Annotated in this window: 20 protein-coding genes; 17 read left to right on the top strand and 3 right to left on the bottom strand. The window is 44.3% G+C overall.

The window, feature by feature from the left end:
* The first annotated feature begins 144 nt into the window (after positions 1–144).
* From htpG to ACS8E3_RS04125, 8 genes are all read left to right on the top strand, one after another.
* Entirely contained in the window at positions 145–2,094 is a 1,950-nt protein-coding gene (gene htpG, locus ACS8E3_RS04160) for a molecular chaperone HtpG (protein ID WP_439241542.1), read from the top strand.
* Between the two features lie 274 nt (positions 2,095–2,368).
* Positions 2,369–3,778, top strand: a complete 1,410-nt coding sequence (locus tag ACS8E3_RS04155; protein ID WP_439241540.1) for a C13 family peptidase — start codon at positions 2,369–2,371, stop codon at positions 3,776–3,778.
* 386 nt (positions 3,779–4,164) lie between these two features.
* Complete coding sequence (gene fghA, locus ACS8E3_RS04150) at positions 4,165–5,055, top strand: S-formylglutathione hydrolase (protein WP_439241538.1); 891 nt, start codon at positions 4,165–4,167, stop codon at positions 5,053–5,055.
* A gap of 216 nt (positions 5,056–5,271) precedes the next feature.
* Positions 5,272–5,523: a TIGR03643 family protein gene (locus tag ACS8E3_RS04145; protein WP_439241935.1), complete on the top strand. Its 252-nt coding sequence runs from the start codon at positions 5,272–5,274 to the stop codon at positions 5,521–5,523.
* A gap of 53 nt (positions 5,524–5,576) precedes the next feature.
* On the top strand, positions 5,577–6,263 hold the full coding sequence (rpe, locus tag ACS8E3_RS04140) for a ribulose-phosphate 3-epimerase (protein WP_439241536.1): 687 nt from the start codon (positions 5,577–5,579) through the stop codon (positions 6,261–6,263).
* Positions 6,264–6,380: 117 nt separating this feature from the next.
* Positions 6,381–6,734, top strand: coding sequence for a hypothetical protein (locus tag ACS8E3_RS04135; protein WP_439241534.1), 354 nt, complete (start codon positions 6,381–6,383; stop codon positions 6,732–6,734).
* Positions 6,735–6,814: 80 nt separating this feature from the next.
* Complete coding sequence (locus tag ACS8E3_RS04130) at positions 6,815–7,126, top strand: hypothetical protein (protein WP_439241533.1); 312 nt, start codon at positions 6,815–6,817, stop codon at positions 7,124–7,126.
* Between the two features lie 129 nt (positions 7,127–7,255).
* The gene (locus tag ACS8E3_RS04125; protein ID WP_439241532.1) at positions 7,256–7,567 is read left to right on the top strand and encodes a hypothetical protein; all 312 of its coding nucleotides are present in this window, start codon (positions 7,256–7,258) and stop codon (positions 7,565–7,567) included.
* A gap of 136 nt (positions 7,568–7,703) precedes the next feature.
* Here the strand turns inward: ACS8E3_RS04125 and rpmG are convergent, their stop codons facing one another.
* Both rpmG and rpmB read right to left on the bottom strand, forming a co-directional pair.
* Entirely contained in the window at positions 7,704–7,859 is a 156-nt protein-coding gene (rpmG, locus tag ACS8E3_RS04120; protein ID WP_010201403.1) for a 50S ribosomal protein L33, read from the bottom strand.
* Between the two features lie 46 nt (positions 7,860–7,905).
* Positions 7,906–8,142: a 50S ribosomal protein L28 gene (rpmB, locus tag ACS8E3_RS04115; protein ID WP_339340655.1), complete on the bottom strand. Its 237-nt coding sequence runs from the start codon at positions 8,140–8,142 to the stop codon at positions 7,906–7,908.
* A gap of 485 nt (positions 8,143–8,627) precedes the next feature.
* Here rpmB and ACS8E3_RS04110 point away from each other — a divergent pair, with 485 nt between their 5' ends.
* A complete protein-coding gene (locus ACS8E3_RS04110) occupies positions 8,628–14,288 on the top strand; it encodes a hypothetical protein (protein ID WP_439241529.1) in 5,661 nt (1,886 codons plus the stop codon).
* A gap of 307 nt (positions 14,289–14,595) precedes the next feature.
* Complete coding sequence (gene purU, locus ACS8E3_RS04105; protein WP_439241933.1) at positions 14,596–15,450, top strand: formyltetrahydrofolate deformylase; 855 nt, start codon at positions 14,596–14,598, stop codon at positions 15,448–15,450.
* A 44-nt stretch (positions 15,451–15,494) separates the two neighbouring features.
* On the opposite strand, the gene ACS8E3_RS04100 is transcribed toward purU, so the two are convergent.
* A complete protein-coding gene (locus tag ACS8E3_RS04100; RefSeq protein WP_439241527.1) occupies positions 15,495–16,286 on the bottom strand; it encodes a cytochrome C assembly family protein in 792 nt (263 codons plus the stop codon).
* A 392-nt stretch (positions 16,287–16,678) separates the two neighbouring features.
* Here ACS8E3_RS04100 and ffh point away from each other — a divergent pair, with 392 nt between their 5' ends.
* From ffh to ACS8E3_RS04065, 7 genes are all read left to right on the top strand, one after another.
* The gene (gene ffh / locus ACS8E3_RS04095; RefSeq protein ID WP_439241525.1) at positions 16,679–18,241 is read left to right on the top strand and encodes a signal recognition particle protein; all 1,563 of its coding nucleotides are present in this window, start codon (positions 16,679–16,681) and stop codon (positions 18,239–18,241) included.
* A 135-nt stretch (positions 18,242–18,376) separates the two neighbouring features.
* A complete protein-coding gene (gene tsaB, locus ACS8E3_RS04090; RefSeq protein ID WP_439241523.1) occupies positions 18,377–19,102 on the top strand; it encodes a tRNA (adenosine(37)-N6)-threonylcarbamoyltransferase complex dimerization subunit type 1 TsaB in 726 nt (241 codons plus the stop codon).
* 223 nt (positions 19,103–19,325) lie between these two features.
* Positions 19,326–20,168, top strand: a complete 843-nt coding sequence (locus tag ACS8E3_RS04085) for an undecaprenyl-diphosphate phosphatase (protein ID WP_439241521.1) — start codon at positions 19,326–19,328, stop codon at positions 20,166–20,168.
* Positions 20,146–21,018: a class I SAM-dependent methyltransferase gene (locus tag ACS8E3_RS04080; RefSeq protein WP_439241519.1), complete on the top strand. Its 873-nt coding sequence runs from the start codon at positions 20,146–20,148 to the stop codon at positions 21,016–21,018. Before ACS8E3_RS04085 ends, ACS8E3_RS04080 begins: the two co-directional genes overlap by 23 nt.
* Positions 21,019–21,078: 60 nt before the next feature.
* Positions 21,079–21,318 (top strand): hypothetical protein, encoded by a 240-nt coding sequence (locus ACS8E3_RS04075; RefSeq protein WP_201609707.1) that lies wholly within the window; start codon positions 21,079–21,081, stop codon positions 21,316–21,318.
* 14 nt (positions 21,319–21,332) lie between these two features.
* Positions 21,333–22,271: a 4-hydroxybenzoate octaprenyltransferase gene (gene ubiA, locus ACS8E3_RS04070; protein WP_439241517.1), complete on the top strand. Its 939-nt coding sequence runs from the start codon at positions 21,333–21,335 to the stop codon at positions 22,269–22,271.
* Entirely contained in the window at positions 22,264–22,911 is a 648-nt protein-coding gene (locus tag ACS8E3_RS04065; protein WP_439241515.1) for a DUF4112 domain-containing protein, read from the top strand. Before ubiA ends, ACS8E3_RS04065 begins: the two co-directional genes overlap by 8 nt.
* Positions 22,912–22,921 lie beyond the last annotated feature (10 nt).

Genomic DNA, 22,921 nt, shown 5'->3' with positions numbered 1-22,921 from the left:
TTATCTAACTTTTTTATAACAAGGCTTTTAAACTTGAAATATTTGGTCGCGACCCTATTAGTATAAACAGCCTAGCGTTATTTGAGACTATCATTTAGTGCTACTGTTTTACGTTAATCTCAATTTCCAATAAAGGAGTTTTTTATGAGTGAAGATAACAACCCAGAATTAAAAAAACATAGTTTTGAGGCGGAAGTGGCGCAGTTACTACATTTAGTGACGCATTCGCTGTATTCTAATGCCGACATCTTTGTGCGTGAGCTGGTCTCAAACGCTTCTGATGCTTGCGATAAGCTGCGTTTTGAAGCCACCAACGACGACAGCTTGTACGAAGACGATGGCGAGTTAAAGATTCGCATCACTGTAGATGAGGACGCTAAAACCATCACCTTTATCGATAACGGTATCGGCATGAATGAGGCCGATGCGATTGAAAACTTAGGAACAATTGCCAAATCGGGTACCAAAGCGTTCTTAGACAAGCTCTCTGAATCACAAAAGCAAGACGGTCAACTGATCGGTCAATTCGGCGTGGGCTTTTACTCAGGTTTTATTGTCGCAGATAGCATCACGGTGGAGTCGCGCAAAGCGGGTGAATCGGCGGAGCAAGGCGTACGCTGGATCTCTGATGGCAGCGGTAGCTTCACGGTTGAGAATATTACTAAAGAGACTCGTGGCACTAGCATCACTTTGCATCTAAAAGAAGAATATACCGAGGGTGAAGACAGTTATCTAGATCGAGCGAAGATTAAGCGCTTGGTCAATAAGTACTCAGATCATATCAGTCTGCCGATTCAGATGCGTAAAGAAGTCTGGCAAGAAGATGTTAAAGAAGAAGGTGATGATAGCGACGCGCCAGCTGGCGGCGAGATGGTTTTGACCGACGAGTGGGAGACCATCAACAAAGCCAGTGCGCTATGGACTCGCTCCGCCTCCGAGATTGAGGATGACGAGTATGTCGATTTTTATAAAAACATCAGTTATGACATGGATGAACCACTCACTTGGACGCATAACCGCGTGGAAGGCCGCGTGCAATATACCCAGCTGTTATATGTACCCAAAAAAGCGCCGATGGATCTCTACACGCGTGAGCAGCAGCATGGTCTCAAGCTCTACGTCAAGCGTGTGTTTATCATGGATGACGCTGAACAGTTATTGCCAACTTACTTGCGTTTCGTTAAAGGGGTGATTGATTCAGCTGATTTGCCACTCAACGTTAGCCGTGAGCTGCTACAAGAGTCGCGCGATGTCAAATCTATCCGTGATGGTAACGCCCGCCGCATCTTGACGATGCTGGCAAGCCTAGCCAATAGCGAGGACAGCGATAAGCAAGACAAATTCGCCCAGTTCTATAGCGAGTTTGGCGATGTGATCAAAGAAGGTCTAGGCGAGGACATGGGCAATCAAGAGCGTATTGCCAAACTGCTACGCTATGCCACCAGCACGGATAACAAAGTTGCGACCAGCTTTGAGGACTATAAAGGCCGCATGATCGAGGGTCAAAAAGCCATCTATTATCTCACCGCTGATAACTTAGCCGCTGCCAAAAATAGCCCGCAACTTGAGCTATTTAAGAAAAAAGGCATCGAAGTCATTCTCATGACCAGCCGTGTCGATGAGTGGGCAATGAACTTCTTAACCTCATTCGATGAGACACCACTGCAAAACATTGCTAAAGGCGCGGTAGACTTAGGCGACCTGCAGGACGAGGAAGAAAAGGCAGAAGCCCAAAAGGCTGAGGAAGCCATGAAGCCGGTGGTTGAAAAGCTAAAAACTGCCCTAGATAAGCGTGCCAAAGACGTGCGCGTCTCTAATCGTCTCGTTGATAGCCCTGCGATTTTGGTAACTTCAGAAGGCGATCTGTCGCCGCAAATGATTCAGATGCTGCAACAGATGGGTCAAGAAGTACCAGACACTCAGCCTATCTTGGAAGTCAACCCAGAACATCCGCTGATCAAAAAACTCGATAGCAGCGAGCAATTTGATGACCTTGCGCAAGTTATCTTTGATCAAGCATTACTAGCTGATGGCGGTCAGCTAGAAGATCCAGCCGCTTATCTAAAACGCGTCAACGAGCTATTGATGCGCTAGTTTGACAGTAGTTGAATTATCGGTGTTAACTAAAAAGGAGATCTCATTTGAGGTCTCCTTTTTTGTGGATGGTTTTTATGATTAGCTTTTATGGCTGGTTTTTACGACTAGGTATGATTGGTAACCACGAAGGCTATTAAGGTTTTTACAAATCAGCCTTATGGTCTGAACGGACAATCCGTTACAATTGCGTTATGTTAGAAAGCTAATAAGCCATCAATTATAATTTGTACATCCTATCTTATTTTATCCGACTCGATAGAGGTTTAAGTCTTTGTCACTCTCGTCTCTAAAAACCGTCTCCCTTCAGCGCTTCTCTCTTAATTTTGCGGCCAATATTATAGCCGCTTTTTGGATGCTGATAGGCTCTACGCGAGCCTTTTCTTGGGTGAAACCGACCTTTATACAGTTTGCCTGGTTTGCTCTATTGGCGCTTGGGAGCAATGTGCTTTTTTCTTGGTTAGCGGCGGAGAGTGGTAGCGTTTTTAATGAGCAAGGCTTAGTCAGTTACTTGATTTGGCCGGTGATTATTCTACTAGCGGGTATCATTCTAGCGCGCCGCGCGGGCAACCAAGGCTTATTATTCGTGCCAGCCGTATTATGGCTAGTGGCAGATAGTATCTCAGCACTACTACAAAGCCTAGTGCAGTTTTTTGGCAGCCGCGGCTGGTTACCGGATTGGAGCTATTCGTTTTTACCAATATTGTTTTTAATATTGTTTTTATGGCAAACCCTAGCGCTGTTATGGATCTTCTCTCAGCGTTTGCGCACACCTTGGTGGGAGCGCATTATCGTGCTGATAGGGGCCGTGGCCTTACTCACTATTTGGCAAAAAAACGTCGCTGATCAGCCTATTTTCAAACCCATACCAGTAGAACCAATATTAGAAGAAGCGGCTATTTATAAACAGCCTGAGCTACTACAAAACGCCTTAGCTAGTATTGATGCTAGTATCTTGGGTAAGACGGAATGGTACTTTATGGGCGTCGCAGGATTTGCCGGGCAGGATGTCTTCCGCTCTGAGATTAATAATGCCCGTGAGCTATTCGATGTCCGTTTTGGCACTAGTGGGCGCTCTTTATCTTTAATCAATAACCGCTACAGCTGGACGGACGAGCCCATAGCGACGAAGACAAGTATTTTACGAGGCCTAAAAAAGATCGGCCAACAGATGAATAGCGATGAAGATGTATTGCTGCTCACCTTATCATCACACGGTAACGAAGATATCATTCAATTGGCAAACGCGCCTGTGGCGATGGATGATTTGCATCCGGCTTGGCTGCGTGAAGCCTTGGATGAATCTGGTATTCGCTGGCGGGTCATCGTCGTGTCGGCTTGCTATTCAGGTTCTTTTATCGACGAGCTGATGTCTCCAACCACAGTGGTTATCACCGCGTCAGCAGCGGATAAAATGTCATTTGGCTGTACCAATAGCGCTGAGATGACTTATTTTGGACAAGCCTTCTTTGCTGAAAGCCTACGTGAAAACACCAGCTTTGCCGCCGCCTTTAAAGATGCGAGCTTACGCATACAAGAGCGCGAAAGGTTCATGGGGTTTGAGCCATCAGAGCCGCAAATGGTAGTCGGTAGCCTGATGAAGACGGCTCTACCCGCTTTTGAGCAAGTATTATTTGATCAAAAGCGAGCGCTGCAGCCTTCTGCTATGGTGGATACGAAATAAAAGTGTCACGCTCTAATAAGTAAGGCTACGATATCACCACCCCTTAACAAAGAGCTAAAGAAAGCCAATAGATAGTCTGCAGATAGTTTGTATAATAGGGATCAGGTCTGTCCTTACTTATTATGTGAGTAATAAGTTTGCTTTTCACAGCACTTAAATAACACGATGAATATAACGTATTTGTTTTATTTAGAATTAACTATAATTAGTTCACTTCAAAACCGATACAGTGCTACTGGGATGAATTTTTTGCAGCCTCTGGAGTGCGAAGCGTACAGCAAGCAAAGAAAATTTGTACCAGTAACACGATGATATTAACGTATCGATTTTATTTCGAATTGACTATATATAACGATAAAAATGGTAAATATAAAAGGATATCAGTGATGAGTCATTATTCTAATCAAAAGTTATCTGTCAGCTCAAAATTGACGCAAGTCAGCGCTAATCGCTGCTTCGATGGCGAGCAGCACTATTACCGCCATGAGTCATCAGTGACTAACACGCCCATGACCTTTAGTATTTATTTGCCAGACGAGGCACTCGCTGGTCAGCGCTGTCCGGCGATACTGTATTTATCAGGACTGACTTGTAATGCTGACAACGTCACGCATAAAGCGCACTTTCAACAAAAATGCAGCGAGCTTGGCATTATCTTTATTGCGCCAGACACCTCGCCGCGTAGTACCGATGATATTGATGTACCAAATGATGAGCGTTACTTTGTCGGACAAGGCGCAAGCTACTATATCGACGCGACACAAGCGCCGTGGTCAGAGCATTTCAATATGCAAAGTTATATCGTTGATGAGCTCTATGATCTGCTGCGTAATGAGTTCCCGGTGAACAGCATCGGTATTACCGGCCATTCTATGGGCGGTCATGGCGCGTTGTTATTGGGGTTTAAATATCCTAGTAAGTTTGTTAGTGTTTCAGCGTTATCGCCGGTGTGCGCAGCGAGCGAATCTGCTTGGGGGCAAGCCGCTTTTAGCGAGTATTTCGGTGATGATAAGTCGTTATGGCAACAAGCCGATGCCGCTAAGGTTATCAAAGAAGCGGGGCAGCAATATGCCAGCTTATTAGTAGACCAAGGCGCTGCCGATAACTTTTTGGCGGAAGGACAGCTGCAGCCCGAAAAGCTACAACAAGCTTGTAAAGAAGCGCAGCAGCCTTTGACGCTACGCTATCAAGCCGGCCATGATCATAGTTATTATTTTATTCAAACAGTAATCGAAGATCATATTTGGCATCATTATCGCCAAGCGCAGCTGAGCTAAATAAGAAAGCAGCCCTTAAGTTAAATAACAAATAAGGCAAACCTTATGAACCAAACGCTAGCGGATACAGAGACTCAGTCGTCATTAGCGACTATGAAAGCCGATATGACAGCAGCATTAGCGCAAAAGCAGCTAGAGGATGAGCAGCAAACTAATGCTGCTCATAGTGCTGAGCAAGCGGTAACAGCCGCTCAACCAACCGATGCAGACGACAATATAGTGCTAGACGAAGTGCAAACTTCAAGGGTCATCGAGATGGCATGGGAAGATAGAACGCCATTTGCCGCGATAGAGCATAGCTATGGCCTTGATGAAACTGCAGTTATTAAACTGATGCGTCAAGAACTAAAGCCGTCCTCCTTTCGGTTGTGGCGTGAGCGGGTAACGGGCCGCAATACTAAGCATGACGCCAAACGCGACTTCAAGGTTGGCCGCGCTTATTGTAAGACCCAATATAAACCGCGTTAATACTTCTTAAATTATTTCTTATTTTTAATGTCCATTAACTAGGTAGCTCTCCTATGATTTGTCCTGATAAGCAGTATTTAATCGCCCCTTCTATTTTGTCCGCTGACTTTGCTCGTTTGGGCGAAGAAGTTGAATCCGTTGTGGCAGCAGGGGCCGACGTCATTCACTTCGATGTCATGGACAATCACTACGTGCCCAATCTAACCTTTGGTAGCATGATCTGTCAGGCATTACGCGACTATGGTATCGAAGCGCCTATTGATGTGCACTTAATGGTAGCGCCTGTCGATGGCATGATTGAGCAGTTTTTAGCAGCGGATCCTAACGTCATCACCTTTCATCCTGAAGCTAGCGATCATATCGATCGTTCACTGCAGCTGATCAAAGACGGCGGCGCTAAATGCGGCTTAGTGTTCAATCCAGCAACGCCGCTACATTATTTAGATTATGTCATGGACAAAGTCGATCAAATTCTGCTTATGAGTGTGAACCCTGGTTTTGGTGGGCAGTCCTTTATTGAAGGCACGTTAGATAAAGTACGAGAAGTACGCCAGCGTATCGACGCTAGCGGCCGTGATATTAGGTTAGAGGTGGATGGCGGTATTAAGGCCAACAATATTCGCGCTATTGCTGAAGCGGGCGCTGATATGTTCGTTGCTGGCTCGGCTATCTTCAATCAAGACGATTATAAAGTCGCTATTGATGCCATGCGTGCCGAGCTTGCTATGACAAATCAGTAGTCTCTATTAGCTTTGACGCTTGCTTTTACAGTGGTAAGCCTCCATAAAGAAAGGACTAGCTAAAACCATAACAAGTTGTAATCGTACTGCTAACTGAGGTGATTTATGGACTCGCAAATGAATTCTCACAATCCGAGCATACACTCTGAGTCAACTTCTAAGGAAGCAACTTTGAGCGCGCGCAGCTTAGTACCCAAAGGCATCACCATTGGCCTAGCGGTGTTTGCATTGATTCTAAGCTTAGCCGGTTATGGCTTTCGCTTGATAGCCGGTCACGATGTCAGCGAGGTCATGCTTCATGCGGCAGTGCTAGTTCCCGCTTTTGTTATGGGTATCCCCTTACTGTTTTGGTTGGGCTCGAAGCTGTTTAATAAGATCAATGGTACGCAAATAGAAGGCTGGAATGCGATAAGTTTGGGATATTTGACCTCTTGCATTTCACTATTATGGATTATGGGCACTTATAGCTAATCTTGTCTTACGCAATAATTTTTTCCTATCTTCGATAAGCTATTACTAGCTTAGACCATAAAAACGACTGAGTTTTTTGTATGCAAATCATGCCCACTCGCATTGCTGATACTATTTATCCTAAAGAGTTACCAAACGGTCTGTTCACAAGTCTTATTATCGCCTGCTTACTGTTAGGGCTCGCGGGGTTGAGTAAAGGCACGGGCTTAGAAGGTTGGCTCAATGTGATAGAGAACTGGCTGTTGATGCTGCTAATACTGCCAACAGCTACTGCTGCAATAGCCTTACCTTTTAAATACCGCGATCCGACTTTAGAGCTCAAGCTTATGTATTATCTGGGGATGTTTGTGGCGTTTTTATTCACGATAGCAAAGTTGCGCTACTGGCGTTGAAGATTTGCCCTTGAAATTGACAACTAAAGCGTCCATTGTATGAAGTAACGAAGATTTTACCCGAGCGCTGTAGAGAATTAAATCATTAGTTTTAAGGCAGTAACTTACGGGATAATAAGGAAACATATAATGCCATACGACATTGATAATGAGATAGAAGTGGAGACTGATAATACCGATCCGTTTTCAGGATTTGCCAAAGAGACGACTCTTGAGCTTGTAGAGTCCGATGATGGTACGCTGTTATTGCGTGATTCAGATAAAAATGAAGAAGCGCTAATGACGATTGATTTCTCCGATAAGCTAAAAGACTTACTGGGCAGCGATACGCAATCTATCGGTCAGCACATGATTCATGCCGCTATTCAAGTCATTATGCAAAAGCAGATGAGCCAGTGGCATGCCCATGTCTACGACAAAGAGCCCACGCATTATAGCTAACTGAACACTACAGTTGATTTAACTAGCATTTAAGTTAACTAGCACCAAACAATAAAACGTAGCGCACAAAAAAAAGGGTTTATCATCTGATAAACCCTTTTTTTATTTAAATATCAGCGATTAACATAAACGAAGATTATTTGATTTTAGCTTCTTTAAAGATCACATGCTGGCGAACTTTAGGATCAAACTTTTTGATTTCCATTTTGCCAGGCATTGTGCGCTTGTTCTTAGTCGTCGTATAGTAATATCCAGTACCAGCAGTTGATACCAACTTGATTTTATCTCTCATGATAATTTTCCTTTAAAAGTGGCAGAGCACTAAGTTTAAATGTGGCTTAAACTTTTTGACCTTGTGCGCGCAAATCTGCTAGCACTTTATCAATACCTAGTTTGTCGATAGTACGCATACCTTTAGTAGAGACACGTAGACGGACAAAACGGTTTTCAGATTCTACCCAAAAACGATGGTGATGAAGGTTTGGTAGGAAGCGACGACGGGTTTTGTTGTTCGCGTGCGAAACATTATTACCCACCATAGGGCGCTTTCCAGTCACTTGGCAAACTCTAGACATGGCGAACTCCTAATCTATGAGGTATGGGGGATTCCCACACCAGTCTGGGCAAGTTGCGCGAATATGCGGCATGGACACAGCAAGCGGCATCTTTGCACCAAACAAAACTATATGAAGGTTGAGCTGGCATTACTGTTATCTAAAGGCAAATAACAGAGTGACCAATTCAGAAAATTTTAAAGGCGACATTTATACCATAAAATAGCTAAATACTCAAATTATTTTACAATAATAGTCGATCTCAATGGGCGCTATTATACCTTGAATTTGCATCTATAGGGGAGTGATTAAATGACTTTAAAATCTAATTATCGATTGTAAGTTCCGATAAAATTCAGTAAAGTTACTGTGATAAATTCAATACAAACTATTAATATGTAGTATATTATTGCATTCTTAGTTTATCTTTGCCTATAGACCATAGGTTACCTCATTCTTTGTGTTTGCTTTGTCAAATAAATTGTCGCTTGTGCGGAGTTCCAAATATGTTCTATAGCTCACTACCTCTCAGCTCTACATTATTTAAGTTCACGGCGCTGAGTCTCGCGTTATCTTTGGCAGGCTGCGGTGGCGGTGATGGGGGTGGCGATACGATTGCGCCTGAGCCCGATTTAGGGGTGCAACCAGACAATGGTAGTGGCGATAATGGAAGTAACGATAATGATGGTGAGGAACAAACGCCAGTTGAAGAGCCTGATTTCTTTCTTCAAAAACTCACCGTAAGCCCGACTGTCATAGAGCTAACAGATGAAGAAACTGTGTTTACGGTAACGGTGAAGGCAGTACAAAAAGCAACTTCTGCGGCAATGATTAATAAAGAAGTTAGCTTAACGGTAGAAGGGTCTGAGAGCAATGGTGTCACTATTGAGGGCGCTAGTACTGCGGTGACAGATAGCGAAGGTAATGCTGTTTATAAGCTGAAACTCAATCCGCAAGCTATTACTAATGAAGAAGCGCTGTTAACCAACGGTTTCAAATTAATAGCCACGGCTAATAAGGACGATGGCGGTCAAGTTACTCAGACTAATACCGTGCGTGTTAGTAAACAAGGTAGCGGCGATGGTACGCAAGTCGTCGAAAGTGAGCTTGATATCAGCACGTCGTTGACGACTAGCTCTGTCTCTAATAACGTCTTAAATGTATACGGTGATACCGCGACTCTCAGTGTCATTGCCAAAAATAGCAAGGGCGCTCGCGTTAAAGACGTAGCGGTAGGCTTAGGTATTGCGAACGTCAAAGGCGTCGCCATCGTTGGTGGCAGTACAAAGGTTACTGATACTAATGGTCTAGCTACCTTTACCATTCAAGTAGATGACAAGTTATCAGTTGCTGATCGTACGGCACTAGTAGGTAAAACCATAGCGTATGCTATCAATATTGCAGAAAACAGTGGGGCGACAAAAGAAACGAAAGGTGCATTCAAAGCAGCGCTACCTATCTCTGATTATGCGGTGAGCGTGACTGCTAGTCCTAGTCGACTTAGCGCTTACGGTGACAGCCAAACTATTGCTATTAATGCTACTGCCAAAAACACCAAAGTACCGACAACTATTAATGGGTCGACTGCCACCATCAAGCTCAATGACGCAGTAACTGGCGTGAGTCTAAGCGCTAATAAAGTAACTCTAAATGCTCAAGGTCAAGCCAATGTAACCTTAAATGTTGCTAATACTGTGAGCGCAGATGACCGCAAAACGCTTATCGAAGAAGGCATTAGTTATACGGTCGTCTTAACAGAACCTAACCGTTCAACAACGCCAAAAACAGCTACTAGTGCAGTCTATTTACCAGTTGCAGAGTATAAAATTAACTTTAATGAAAGCAATAAAAAACAGCTATCTAGTTCGGGTGGTAGTGCGGTTATTAGTTTCCGGGTCAATGACAAACGCGGCGGTATCATTGCAGGCCAAAAAGTCACCGCAAGCTTGCCTGAAGATTTAGCCAAGGCTGGTCTGTTAACACTGCAAAATAATTCTGAGCAAACCACAGATAATAATGGGGAAGTCAGCTATACCGTACGCGTTCCTAATAATTTAACAGACGCACAGAAAGCACAATTAGAGAATTCAGGTATCGATAAGTTAGGTAACTTTGTATTGTCTGCAAGTATAACTGAAGCATCAGGAGTACTAAGCACTGCCATTAGTGAGCGTATTGGTATTGGCTCTGATATAGGTCAAAGCGACATTAAGCTGTCAGTACAAAGTTCATCAGGAGTCGTTAGTGCACTAGCAGAACAGTTCAAATTACAAGTCGCTGGCAAGCGTAAAGATGGCAGTGCAGCAGCAGATCGAAAAGTTAAACTAGTGCTAACTAATGGTAATAGTACTGGCATCACCATTATTGGTAATGAGCTGATTACTAACAGTAATGGTATCGCAGAGTTTGATATTGCTATTAGCAAAAGCTTAACGCCAACGCAGCGCAATAATTTGATAAAGTCAGGAATTGGTTATACTGCAGTACTAACTGATAATGACGGCACTCAGTCTAGGTTGTCAGGGAACATTAAAGTTCAACAACCAGCAACTAGTATTGAGTTTGCTTCTATTGCTACCCCAAGTATTAGCGAGTTTGGTGGTGACGGCAACATCAATGTTAAGCTGACAACGAAAGGTAATAATGCTAAACCAGTGACAGATAAAAATATCACTATCCAATTGGGCGCCAAGGCGCTTAGTTATGGAGTCACTGTTACGCAATCAGCGACGACAGACTTTAGTGGTAACGCGATATTTGCGGTTAAAATACCAAGTAATCTAACCGCCGCCCAGCGTGCTGACCTCAAAAAGACTGGGATTAATTATCAATTATCTTACGTCGAAAATGGCGTTGTTTATAACTCTGCTGCTACCAAAGTCACTATTATTACTCCTGCGGTCAACTTAAATGTCCTGAATGCTACTAGTAATATCGACAATCAAGCCGGTTATATTCTCAATAACGTTGGTAGCAGTGCTAGTATACAAGCACAACTAAGCGATCAAGACTCTGGGGACCAAATCGCTAGTCAGCCTATCCGGTTGGAATTTGCTAACAAAGCTTTAGCAGGGTTGTTGACAGTAAACGGCCAAATCGGCTCATCAGTAATTGTAGCAACTACTAGCGCAAACGGTCTGGTCAGCTTCAATGTAGTCGTACCGAATGATCTGAATGCTGAAGAAAAGGCTGCGCTAAGCAGAGCGCCACTAACAGCGACATTGACGGAAACGCTCACGGGTAAAGAGCAACAAATCAAAATCAAAGTACAGTCTATGACTTCCGCTGTCTCCTTATCGGCGACGTCATCAAAACTGCTGAATTTAAATGGCGGCGAAACTCAGATTGAGGTGATTGCCAAAGATAGTAAAGGCAATGTAGTAACGGGTCAAAAAGTTTTCTTAGCACTGCCAGCAACCGCGGCTAGTAATGGGGTAACGCTAGTATCAGGAGGTAGTCAGACTACTGATGATTCTGGTAGAGCTACCTTTACCCTTGCTGTGCCTAATAATCTAACGGCTGAGCAAAAGACGGCTATCAGTAAAAGTTTTGTCGTTGGTTTATCTGCGGCTGACGCTAGTGGCAACATTACCACACGAAGCGCTACGGTGAGCACAGTGACACCAGATATCAAGGGTACTAAAGAGAGTCTAACCATTGGCGCGAACAAAGTGGTGAATACTAAAGGCGATACCTTTAAAGTGTTCGTTCGCCTCAAAGATGATGAGGGCAGTATTGCTAGTCGCGTGGTACGCTTAAACGTTGATGACCCTATCAAAACAGGTGTCACCATTTCGGGCAATGGCACCGCTACAACTAACAGTGATGGGGTGGCTACTTTTAATTTAACGCTAGAGTCAGGTGCTAATGTTAATCAAGCTATTTTAGAAAATGGTATTAAGCTTACTGCGACTACTACGACTGCCGAAAACACTACATTAGTGCAAAATTATATTGTAGCAGTCGACACCTCAACCATTGATAGTTATCAGATTCTGGTCTCTTCTGATAAATCTACTCTAAATACTGGTGGTGATCAGACTAATGCAACCTTTATAGTTACAGACAGTAGTGGCGGAGTATTAACTGGTGTGCCCGTACAGTTAAGTATAGAAAACTTAGAAGCGAGTGGCGCTGCATTAACTACTCCAAGTATAGTAACGACTGATACTAATGGTCAGATTGATGTTGGTGTATTGCTGGCCGCTAATACTATAAATGCTCGTCTAAATCACAGTGTAGTCATCAATGCTAGAATTGTCACACCACAATACGATGCGAACGGTAAGGTGACTATGCAAGTACGCGAAGAAAAATCGCTAAGCTTATCAGCGGTAGGCACAGTAATTACGCTTGAAGCAACAGTAACTCAGCTACAGGACAACGCCAATACTATCGTCACTACAAAGATAGTAGATGGAGCAGGACGACCTATCGCTAATACTGAAATGCAATTAGTAAACGCTAATGATGTGGTTATTTCGTCAAATGCTGTTGCTACTACTAACGCTAATGGAGAGGTGAGCTTTAATATTCAGGAAAGTAATCTAACCTTTGACAGTAACGGAAATCTACGTATCTTTGCGAAAGCAGTAGGCGAAAAGCAACTAGTGACTCAGCGTAGTACTAACAGTATTGATCTGCTCAAAATATCGCGCGCGGGTATAAGTTTTGTCAATATTCAAGAGCTTTATGATGTTAATAAACCTCAAACAATCAATGTGCAAATACGTACAGATACAGCAGCACAAGCTAGAGCTTTAATTGGCAAGTCTCTAGAAGTTCAAACAACACTTGGTAAGTTTGATAATGGTAGAGTTATCACTACCAAAACTATTATTACAGACAATATTGACAATAATGTCATAACTATTCCGGTTACTTTAACCTCTCAATCTGCAGGTACAGCAGTATTGCAAGCAAGAGTCTTGGGAGTATTGAATGGAGGTGCCAACAGTGGATTGAAGTATCAAACTACTGTAGACACCCGTTTCAGAGCGACTACACCTGCGAAGATGCTGTTTCAAGCCGTGAAATCTGTCATTACTCCAGGGAATAGCACTGAGCTTGTCGCTACGGTCAAAGATAAAAACGATGTACCAGTAGAAGGACAAACGGTCGTCTTCAGTCGTACCTCAGATTCATCAGCGGGTCGCCTATCGGCAGCTACTGCAGTTACGGATAGTAAAGGTGAAGCGCGTGTCGTTTATTTAGCCAATGCAAGCTCTCCTATTGGCGGAGTGGTAATTAATGCTCGTTTATTAGAAGATAACACTGGAGTGGCTCCAAAAGAGGCGAAGATTACCGTATCAGAGGAAGCGGTCTATACCACTTTAGCCTTTGCTAATAAACTATCATCAGATGATATATATTATACGGTACGTGGCTCAATATCAGTAATGGATGGTTCGGGGCGTGCCGTTCCTAATAAAGAAGTCTCTATCAAATCTTATGCTATTGAATATGCTCAAGGTAAAGTTTGTTTGTTAGATAGTAATGTCTCATACACAGACTTAGCTTTTGCCAATACTACCTTCTCTGAGCAAGTGCCTATCCTGTTCGAGTCTGGTTGGAAAACTACAGAAGACCCTGACTATAACTATACGTTAGATCAGGATGATGACGTCAACAATAACGGTACTCTTGAAACTATAAACCCTGTTGCTATCATTGGTGGTCAACTATCTGATGATGACGGCTATTCTTTCGTAACCAACAATGAAGGTCGAGCTGACTTTGAAATACGCTATCCTATCCGTTATTCAAACTGGGTGAAAGTACGATTTGATGCTTCAACCTTATTAAATGGTAGTGAGAACACGCAGAGTATCAACTATGGCTTACCCTACTTAGCGGATGATTTAAGAGTAGAGGAGACAAACCTCTTTAGTCCTTGGGTAGGTAATAGCAGTCCATTTGGCAGTGGCGGAGCTAATTGTGTTAATAGTATGAGCGTGACCGTCAATGCTCAAGAAGACTCTACAACTGTATCTCTTTCACCTTATAGACCAAACTATTCAGTCTCTATTGATGGGGTAACGAGTAATACGGCTAGCACAAATCAAGATTTCTATATCGTTGATTTTGATCAAGCCTTTGATATTGGTGCTAGAATAAATGTAAGTAGTAATGGCTTTAGCTTTTCTAGAGTACTTAAAATAGATTAAAAGCTAACCTAATATAAACTTTATAAACTCCTAGCGACTAATGCACTGGGAGTTTTTTATTTATAAAAGTAAACAATTGACAGTCTTAAAAATAGAGCTGCCAAACAATACAATCAGTCAGCAAAAAATCACAAAATCAACTAAATACGCCGTTTATTAGCCTAATACGATTGAGAGGTAATAGCTTAATCTTTTATTGGGCTTATCAACCTATTCTTAGATCAGGTCACTTATGTTAGACACTACCCAAAGTATTACTAAGCAAGCGCCAAGTCACCATTCTAATAAAACCTTAGCGGTGACAACTATGACCGACACCGCCACCCTACTCATAAAATGCCGCGACCAAGCCGGCATCGTGCAAGCGGTGTCCGAGTTTATCCATCGCTATGGCGGTAATATTATCTCCCTCGATCAGTACTCAACGGCTCATGAGGGCGGGCAGTACTTTATGCGTTTAGAGTTTGCTTTAACGGAACTGAGCGATATTATTGATAACTTTGAGGCCAGCTTTGCACATACCGTTGCCAAGCGCCATCATATGACATGGCGACTCCATAACAATGCCGTTAAGACCAAAGTCGGTATCTTAGTGTCGAAGTTTGACCATGCCCTGCTGGACTTATTATGGCGGCATCAGCGCGGCTTGCTCGACTGCGCGATTACTTGTGTCGTCAGCAATCATACTGATCTTCGCCAAGCAGTTGAAAACTTTGGTATCCCTTTTCATCATGTGCCAGTGACTAAGAGTAATAAGGAAGAGGCAGAAGCGCAAATAGATAAGCTGATGGCGGATAATGATTTATTGGTGCTGGCGCGTTATATGCAGATACTATCCTCGGACTTCGTGAAGAAGTGGCCTATGCAGATTATCAATATTCACCACTCATTCTTGCCCGCGTTTGTAGGTGCAGATCCGTATCGACAAGCGTATGAGAAAGGTGTCAAGCTTATTGGCGCAACCGCTCATTATGTGACCGCAGAGCTCGATCAAGGCCCTATCATTGAGCAAGATGTGCACCGCGTCACTCACAGACAAGGTGTTACAGAATTACGCGCTATTGGCCGCGATATCGAGCGTAATGTGCTAGCGCGCGCGGTGAATTGGCATGTACAAAATCGAGTCATAGTCGCCGGTAATAAAACGGTGGTGTTTAATTAGGAAGGCTTTGTTGCCGCTTCAATGGCCGATGCTTTAACTGGACTTTACAATACGAGCTCCAACACAAACTTACTGCCAATAAAGCCAACGGCTAATAGAATAAAAGCATAAATAGCGATATTGGCCGCGCGCTTGCCGCGTAGGCCGCCGCGCCAACTCCCTATCAACAGTAAGCCAAATAATAACCATGACAGGACGCTGAATACGGTTTTGTGGGCGATATGCTGCGCCATAAGATCTTCAACATAGATAAAACCGATACCTAGCGCTACGCTAAGCAGCACAAAGCCGACTAAGATCATATCGAATAATAGCCCTTCCATACTTTGTAGGGAGGGTAGTTTATTGACCCAAAAGCGGTGGATGGTTTTGTGCTTAAGCTCACGAATTTGCAGACGCAAAAACAGCGCTTGTACCGCCGCCATTAGTAGCACGCAGTACGCGGCGAACGATAAGATAATATGCGCTTCAAGTCCTACACTGACATTAGTCAACGGCTGGTAAGGAGCGCGCCCAACATAACCCATTGTCATCCCCAGTAGGGCTGTTGGCGCAGCCAAAATGCCTAAGCTGATGATAGGGCGGTATAGCGAGAACAGCACATAGAAAAATAAGAAAAATAAACTGGTTAGACTAACGACGTTAAATAGATTAAAATTTAAGCCATAAAGGGTGACAATATAAGGATATAACAGCGCCGCGTGAGCCAACATGCCCAGCAGCAAAATGCTCAAGCTAACGGATTTATGGATAACCCTATTCGCCGTCAGCGCCCAACCGATATACAGGCAGACCGCAATATAAGCCGTACTGGCAATCACAAACGCAAGTAACACAGGCATGCCTCATGAGGTAGCAGGAGCGCAAAACTATCGCTATTATGACTTAGCGGCGCTCAAGTGACTGCTAAAATGATATGATTATAATAATCGTTCAATTTATCATAAAATGGCCCCTAATTGAGAATCATCTCATTTATTCTTTTTGCAATAAGCCTTGAAACCTTCATTTTAGTCTCGCTATATGACTTTTATGTTGAGTCGAACGAGCAATTGCTTATTACCGCTGATGCACAAAGCTAGCCTATAAAGCCAAAACCCTATTTATTAATAATTTGCCTGTTATAAATCACAGAACACAGAACACAGAACACAGAACACAGAACACAGAACACAGAACACAGAACACAGAACACGATAAAACATTCACTGAAATACGAGAAATACTTATGTTTGATACCTTAACCGAACGATTATCATCGAGTTTGCGCAATATCGCTGGTACCGGACAGCTCACCGAAGACAATATCAAGGACACGCTGCGCGAAGTGCGCATGGCGCTATTAGAGGCCGATGTGGCGCTGCCAGTGACTCGCGATTTCGTTAAACGCATCAAGGAGCAAGCACTAGGTGCTGAAGTGCTCAAAGAGCTAGCGCCAGGCCAAGCCTTTGTCAAAATCGTCCATGACGAGTTGACCGAGATGATGGGTAGCGCCAATCAGCAATTAGAGATGACAGGCAAACCGCCGGTAGTTTACTTGCTCGCCGGTCTACAAGGCGCAGGTAAAACCACCACCGCCGGTAAGCTAGCCAAATATCTACAAGAGCGGCAAAAGAAAAAAGTCATGCTGGTCTCAGCCGACGTCTATCGTCCAGCAGCGATTAAGCAGCTCGAGCAAGTGGCCGGTCAAGTGAATGCTAAGTTTGTCAACTCTACGGTTGAAGAAGATCCGATTGATATTGCCAAGCGTGCGATCGAAGAGGCAAAAATTCAATATCAAGATATCTTAATCATCGATACCGCTGGTCGTCTAGCTATCGATGAGGCGATGATGAATGAGATTAAGGCCCTGACTGCGGCGGTCAATCCGTCTGAGACTCTGTTTGTCGTTGATGCGATGACCGGGCAAGATGCGGCCAATACGGCTAAAGCCTTTAATGATGCGCTGCCATTGACTGGTGTCATCCTCACCAAAACCGATGGTGATGCGCGCGGCGGTGCGGCCTTATCGGTACGCGCTATCACTGGTAAGCCGATCAAGTTCTTAGGCCGCGGTGAGCAGTTGGACGCGCTTGAGGCTTTCCATCCTGAGCGTATTGCTCAGCGTATCCTTGGTATGGGCGACGTACTGAGTTTGGTTGAGGAAGTCGAGCAAAAAATTGACCGTGATAAAGCCGAAAAAATGGCGAAAAAGATGCAAAAGGGCGGCGACTTCGACCTTGAAGATCTACTCACTCAATTTCAGCAAATGAAAAGCATGGGCGGCATGGCGGGGTTCTTAGATAAGATGCCAGGTATGGGCGGCTCGGATATGCAAAAGGCCGTCGAAGATGCTAAGCCTGAAGAAAAAGTGCGAGAAATGGAGGCGCTAATCAATTCGATGACGCCGTTTGAGCGTAAAAACCCTAGTAAGATTAATCCTAGTCGTAAGCGCCGTATTGCTGCAGGCTCAGGCCGTGAGATTCAAGACGTCAATCGTTTGCTTAAGCAGCATAAGCAAATGGCTAAGATGATGAAAATGATCTCTAAGCCTGAAGGTATCGGCAAGATGATGAAGTCTATGCAAGGTTTGATGGGCGGTGGCGGCGCAGCGGGTGGCGGTGGTCCGTTATTCGGCGGCGGTGGTAATTCTAAAGGACAAGGCGCAGGCGGTATGAAAAATGTCAACCAAGCCGAGATGGCTAAGCAGATGGGACTGGATCCCAATAATATGCCAAGCGCGGAAGACATGCAAAAGCAGATGCAAGAGATGCAAAACCAAATGCCAAAAGGCTTTAAAAAGCGCTTTTAATAAACGTTATAATGATGCATAACAAAGCCTCAAAGCTAGCTTTAGCTTTGAGGCTTTGTGTTATTATAAGTGCTGTTTTATAGCTGCTAATTTGCCAGCGAAAAATCTAAGTCTTTAAGAGAAGCCGAGGTTATCATGTTTTTAGCTATGGATACCGTGTTTGATCAATGTTCGGTCGCCATATTGGATGGCGAAGGTAAAGTTGTCTTTAACCAAACCGAAAAAGGCAAACGTGAGCAAACGCGGCAGATACTACCGATGATAGAAGCGGCCTTACAAGCTAGCGACTCGCAGCTTAGCGATATACAAGTTTTGATATTCAATCGCGGACCAGGCGCTTTTAGCGGTATTCGTATCAATACGGCCGTGGTACAAGCGTTATCGGTCGCGCATGATTTACCGTGTGTTGGCGTATCGAGCCTGCAAGCTATCGCACAGACTACATATAAGCAATACGGCTTAACGCACGTTTACAGCGCTCTTGATGCACGTATGCAGCAAGTGTACTTTGGTGAGTATGTGCTAGCAGATAACGACAGTGATAATCCCATGATGCAGCCCGTATTCAATAGCATTGACACTGGTGTAAATGAAGAAAACAGTACAGAGCGCTTAATGGATTATGAGCGTCAAACTGAGAATGATTTACCAATAGTAGGCAATGGATCAAGACTGCTAACCTTGCATGCGGATCAAGTCACTCACGAGGACGTTTGGCCAGATGCGTCGATCATTGGGCAAATGGGTATCGTCCAATTTATGGCGAATGGCGGCACCGAAGCGGCTGGTGCCTTGCCAAAGTATCTGCGTAATCAAGCTTGGAAGACTTTAAAAGAGCAAGGCAAAGCTTCAGGGTCTTAACGGTTATCTATTTGCCTTTTTTAAACAAAAACAATATTTAATATAAAAGATTCAATATAAAAATGTTGTAGCGCTATTGGGATGAATTTTGTGCAGCCTCTGTGTCAGCAGCACGCAAGGAAAATTTATACCAGTAACGCCTTTCAATTTATGTCAGTTTTATTTTTAATTGACTATATCATCACATCAAGCAGACACTAAGTCTGTGGTTAGGAAAGCGTACGTGGATATCATTTTATTACTTCAAGCTGTCATCATGGGTATCGTTGAAGGTATCACTGAGTTTTTACCCATCTCTAGCACCGGCTATCTGATTCTATCCGCTGATATCATGAGTTTTTGGACTAAAGAAAAAGTCGATCTTTTCGTCGTCGTTGTGCAGCTAGGCGCTATCCTTGCAGTCATCTACGACTATTGGGGCAGACTCTGGCAAGCGCTTATGGGGCTGATAACCGGTCAATCAGAGACAATGGCAAATCCGCGTCAGCTCGGACTCAGTCTGATTATCGCCACCATTCCGGTGATGATCGTCGGCTTTACTTTTGCCGATCAGATCAAGGCGTATCTGTTTAATCCTATCGTCGTCGCCATTATGCTGATTATCGGTGGTTTGCTCATCTTTTATGTCGAAAAGCGTCCCAAAACTATCGTCGCAAAAGAGGCGGAGGACGTCAGTTTTAAGACCGCGCTTATGATAGGTTTGTTTCAATGTTTAGCTCTGATACCGGGCACTTCACGCTCGGGCGCAACTATTATCGGCGCGCTTTGGCTTGGCGTCTCGCGTAAAGCCTCGGCTGAGTTTTCTTTCTTTTTGGGTATCCCAGTGATCGTTGGTGCAGGCTTGCTTGATTTGCTTAAGCATCATGAGGTGTTGACTAGCAGTGAGGATTGGCTGGTATTAGCGATAGGCACGGTCGTATCTTTTATTGTAGCGCTACTTTGTATTCGCTGGCTTGTGGCATGGGTCAGCCGCCGCGACTTTACTATTTTTGCTTGGCTACGCATTGTCACAGGCGTCGTGGTATTGCTAGCGGCTTGGGTGTTTGGGTATCAGTTTGCAGGATAAAGCGATAAAACTACTTTATGTTGATGGCTCGCAGCTGTCAGCTATTGAGCGCTTACGGACCTTAATCGCTGACAATAAACTACCGATAACTCTCGATTTAGAGTTCATGGAAGGCAAAATAAAACAGCGGCTAGCCGAATTAAACAATGAGGGCGATAAAGCCGCTTTGTTACTGGATAATAAAAACAAACTATCCTTATTAAGCGCGGCTCTCAGCGTAGCGCCTGAGTGGGATAAATTACAGCGGCGCGTAGTGAGCGCAGGGCGCAAGTCGGAGTTAATCCTAAAAGCCGCAAAAATTAGCGCAGACAGCCAAGTGCTAGATGCAACCGCAGGTTTTGGTCATGATAGCTTGATACTAGCGAGCACGGGCGCACAAGTGATGATGCTAGAGCAAGAGCCGCTGATGGCACTGTTATTATTGAGTGAGCAGCAGCGCATGAGTGCGCAGCCCAATTGGCAAAAGCTGATGGCACGGTTGACTATTATCAATACTGACGCGCTAAGTTATTTTGCACAATTGCAGAATGGCACTACTGGTCAAGCAGCAGGAATTAATGTCGTTTATTTGGATCCGATGTTTCCTGAGGACAGCTACCAAGATAGTAGCACCGGCAAAGGCGCAAAGGTAGGCAAGCAGATGCAAGCGCTGCATCACCTCGCTCGTCCGCCGACTTTAGATGAAGAGATGGCTCTACTAAAAAATGCGCAGGCCGTGGTGGCCGATAATCAAGAAGAACGAGGACGGGTTATCGTCAAGCGTCCGCAGCAAGCACCATTTTTGGCTCAGCAAAACCCCGATGAGAGTTGGCATAATGCAGCCGTCCGCTTTGATGGTTATTTCGTTTAGTGGGATATGAGTTATTATATTTATATTGATCTTTAGTAGCAGTCAGCTTAGGGGAGAGCGATGTTAACTATCATAGTTTGGGCGGTAGGAGCCGCATTATTATTGATAAATATATTTTTGCGCACTCGTATTTTGCGTTTAGAAGGTGAGCTTAAAAAGCTGCGCAGTCCGCAAGAATATATGACCTATCTACGTCAGCAAAACGTCCAAGACAATAAAGTTGCAGCAATCAAGGCATTGCGTAAGCAGTATCCTGAGTTGTCATTAATCGAAGCTAATAGTCTGTATGAGAACCTATAAAGAGCATCAAAGTTATGAGTAGTACGCCCTTAGAGTTAAGCCTAAAAGACAAGCTGCACGCTTATATGCAATTAACGCGCTTTGATAAGCCGGTCGGTATTGAGCTCTTGCTATGGCCGACGCTTTGGGGCGTGATGCTAGCGGCGATGGGTCAGGCTCAGCAGCAAGGCGCAGTTGCCGGTCTGCCAAGTTTGCGCGTGTTCATTATCTTTGCGCTTGGGGCTATTTTGATGCGGGCGGCAGGCTGCGCGATTAATGATTTTGCTGATCGTAAAGTGGATGGTCATGTGACGCGTACAAAAGGTCGTCCACTTGCCGATGGTCGGCTTTCTGGTCGTGAGGCGATAGCAGCGTTTTTAGTATTAGTTGTCCTTAGCGCTTGTTTGTTGTTCTTCTTACCGATTCAAGTATTTTATTGGTCACTTGGTGCGATCGTTCTGGCCTTTATTTACCCCTTTATGAAGCGCTTTACCCATTTGCCGCAAGTGTTTTTGGCCGCGGCTTTTGGTTGGGCGATACCGATGGCTTATGTCGCGGTGCAAGGCGCGCCTGATATTTGGTGTTGGTTACTGTTTATCGCTTATATGTGTTGGACGGTTGCTTATGACACCCAGTACGCGATGGCGGATCGCGAAGACGATCTAAAGATAGGGGTTAAATCCACTGCGATACTCTTTGGTCGGTTCGATATCGTGATCATCTCTATCCTGCAAGTGCTCTTTTTATTAATAATGGGCGTGGTATTCTGGCATTATTTTGCGCCAACGAGCTTGAATATTATTCCTATCTTTGGTTTGGCGTTAGTGGCGATGATGTTCGCTAAGCAAAACAGTGCTTGCGCTAGCCGTCAGCCGATACCTTGCTTTCAAGCTTTTTTGGCCAATATCTGGGTCGGGCGTTACGTCTTTGCCTTAACTGCTATCTCTTGTCTATGGACGACCTTTAATGGGTAAATTATCTGAGTCACTAAAGCGCTACTCAACCAAAAACCCTGCAGCGAATGAGGTACAAACGGCTTATGAGATAAACCTTGCCGAGCACGGGTTAACCCGCGAGCAAGTCATTGCCACTGAGCGCAAACTCGCCAAGTTCGCTAACACTATGGATTCTGTGGTGCGCATACCTTTCACTAAGCAAGGTCTAGGCGCGGATGCGGCGCTGTCAACCATTCCGCTAGCAGGCGATATAGCGGGGCTGATATTGACCAGCTATGCGTTTATTTTGGGTCGACAATTAGGCGTTCCTGCCAATAAAATGACCCCAGCGGTGCAACTAGCCTTGGTCGACATGGTAGTCGGCATAGTGCCGGGCATCGGCACTTTACTCGATATCTTTATTCGCCCGAGTCGCAAGACTTTGACTATCGTGCATCAGCATTTGCAAGACGAGTACGGCATTACTGAGACCACCCATATGGATCGGCCGTTTCTACATCAAAGCCTAGAGGATAAGCAGCGGCAAAGTGGCTTTTGGCGTAATTCTATTGTTGCTTGGCTCTATCTGCATATTCCTGATATTTTAGGGCTCATTATTATCGTTTTTGTAGTGTTAGGACTTTGGACAGTGATTAAATGGTTAATTGGTCTGTTTTAGTAAGCTGAAT

It is taken from the genome of Psychrobacter sp. 2Y5, assembly GCF_051847375.1.
In the GTDB taxonomy this organism is placed as follows: Bacteria; Pseudomonadota; Gammaproteobacteria; order Pseudomonadales; family Moraxellaceae; genus Psychrobacter.
This window is presented reverse-complemented; position numbering and strand designations above follow the sequence as displayed.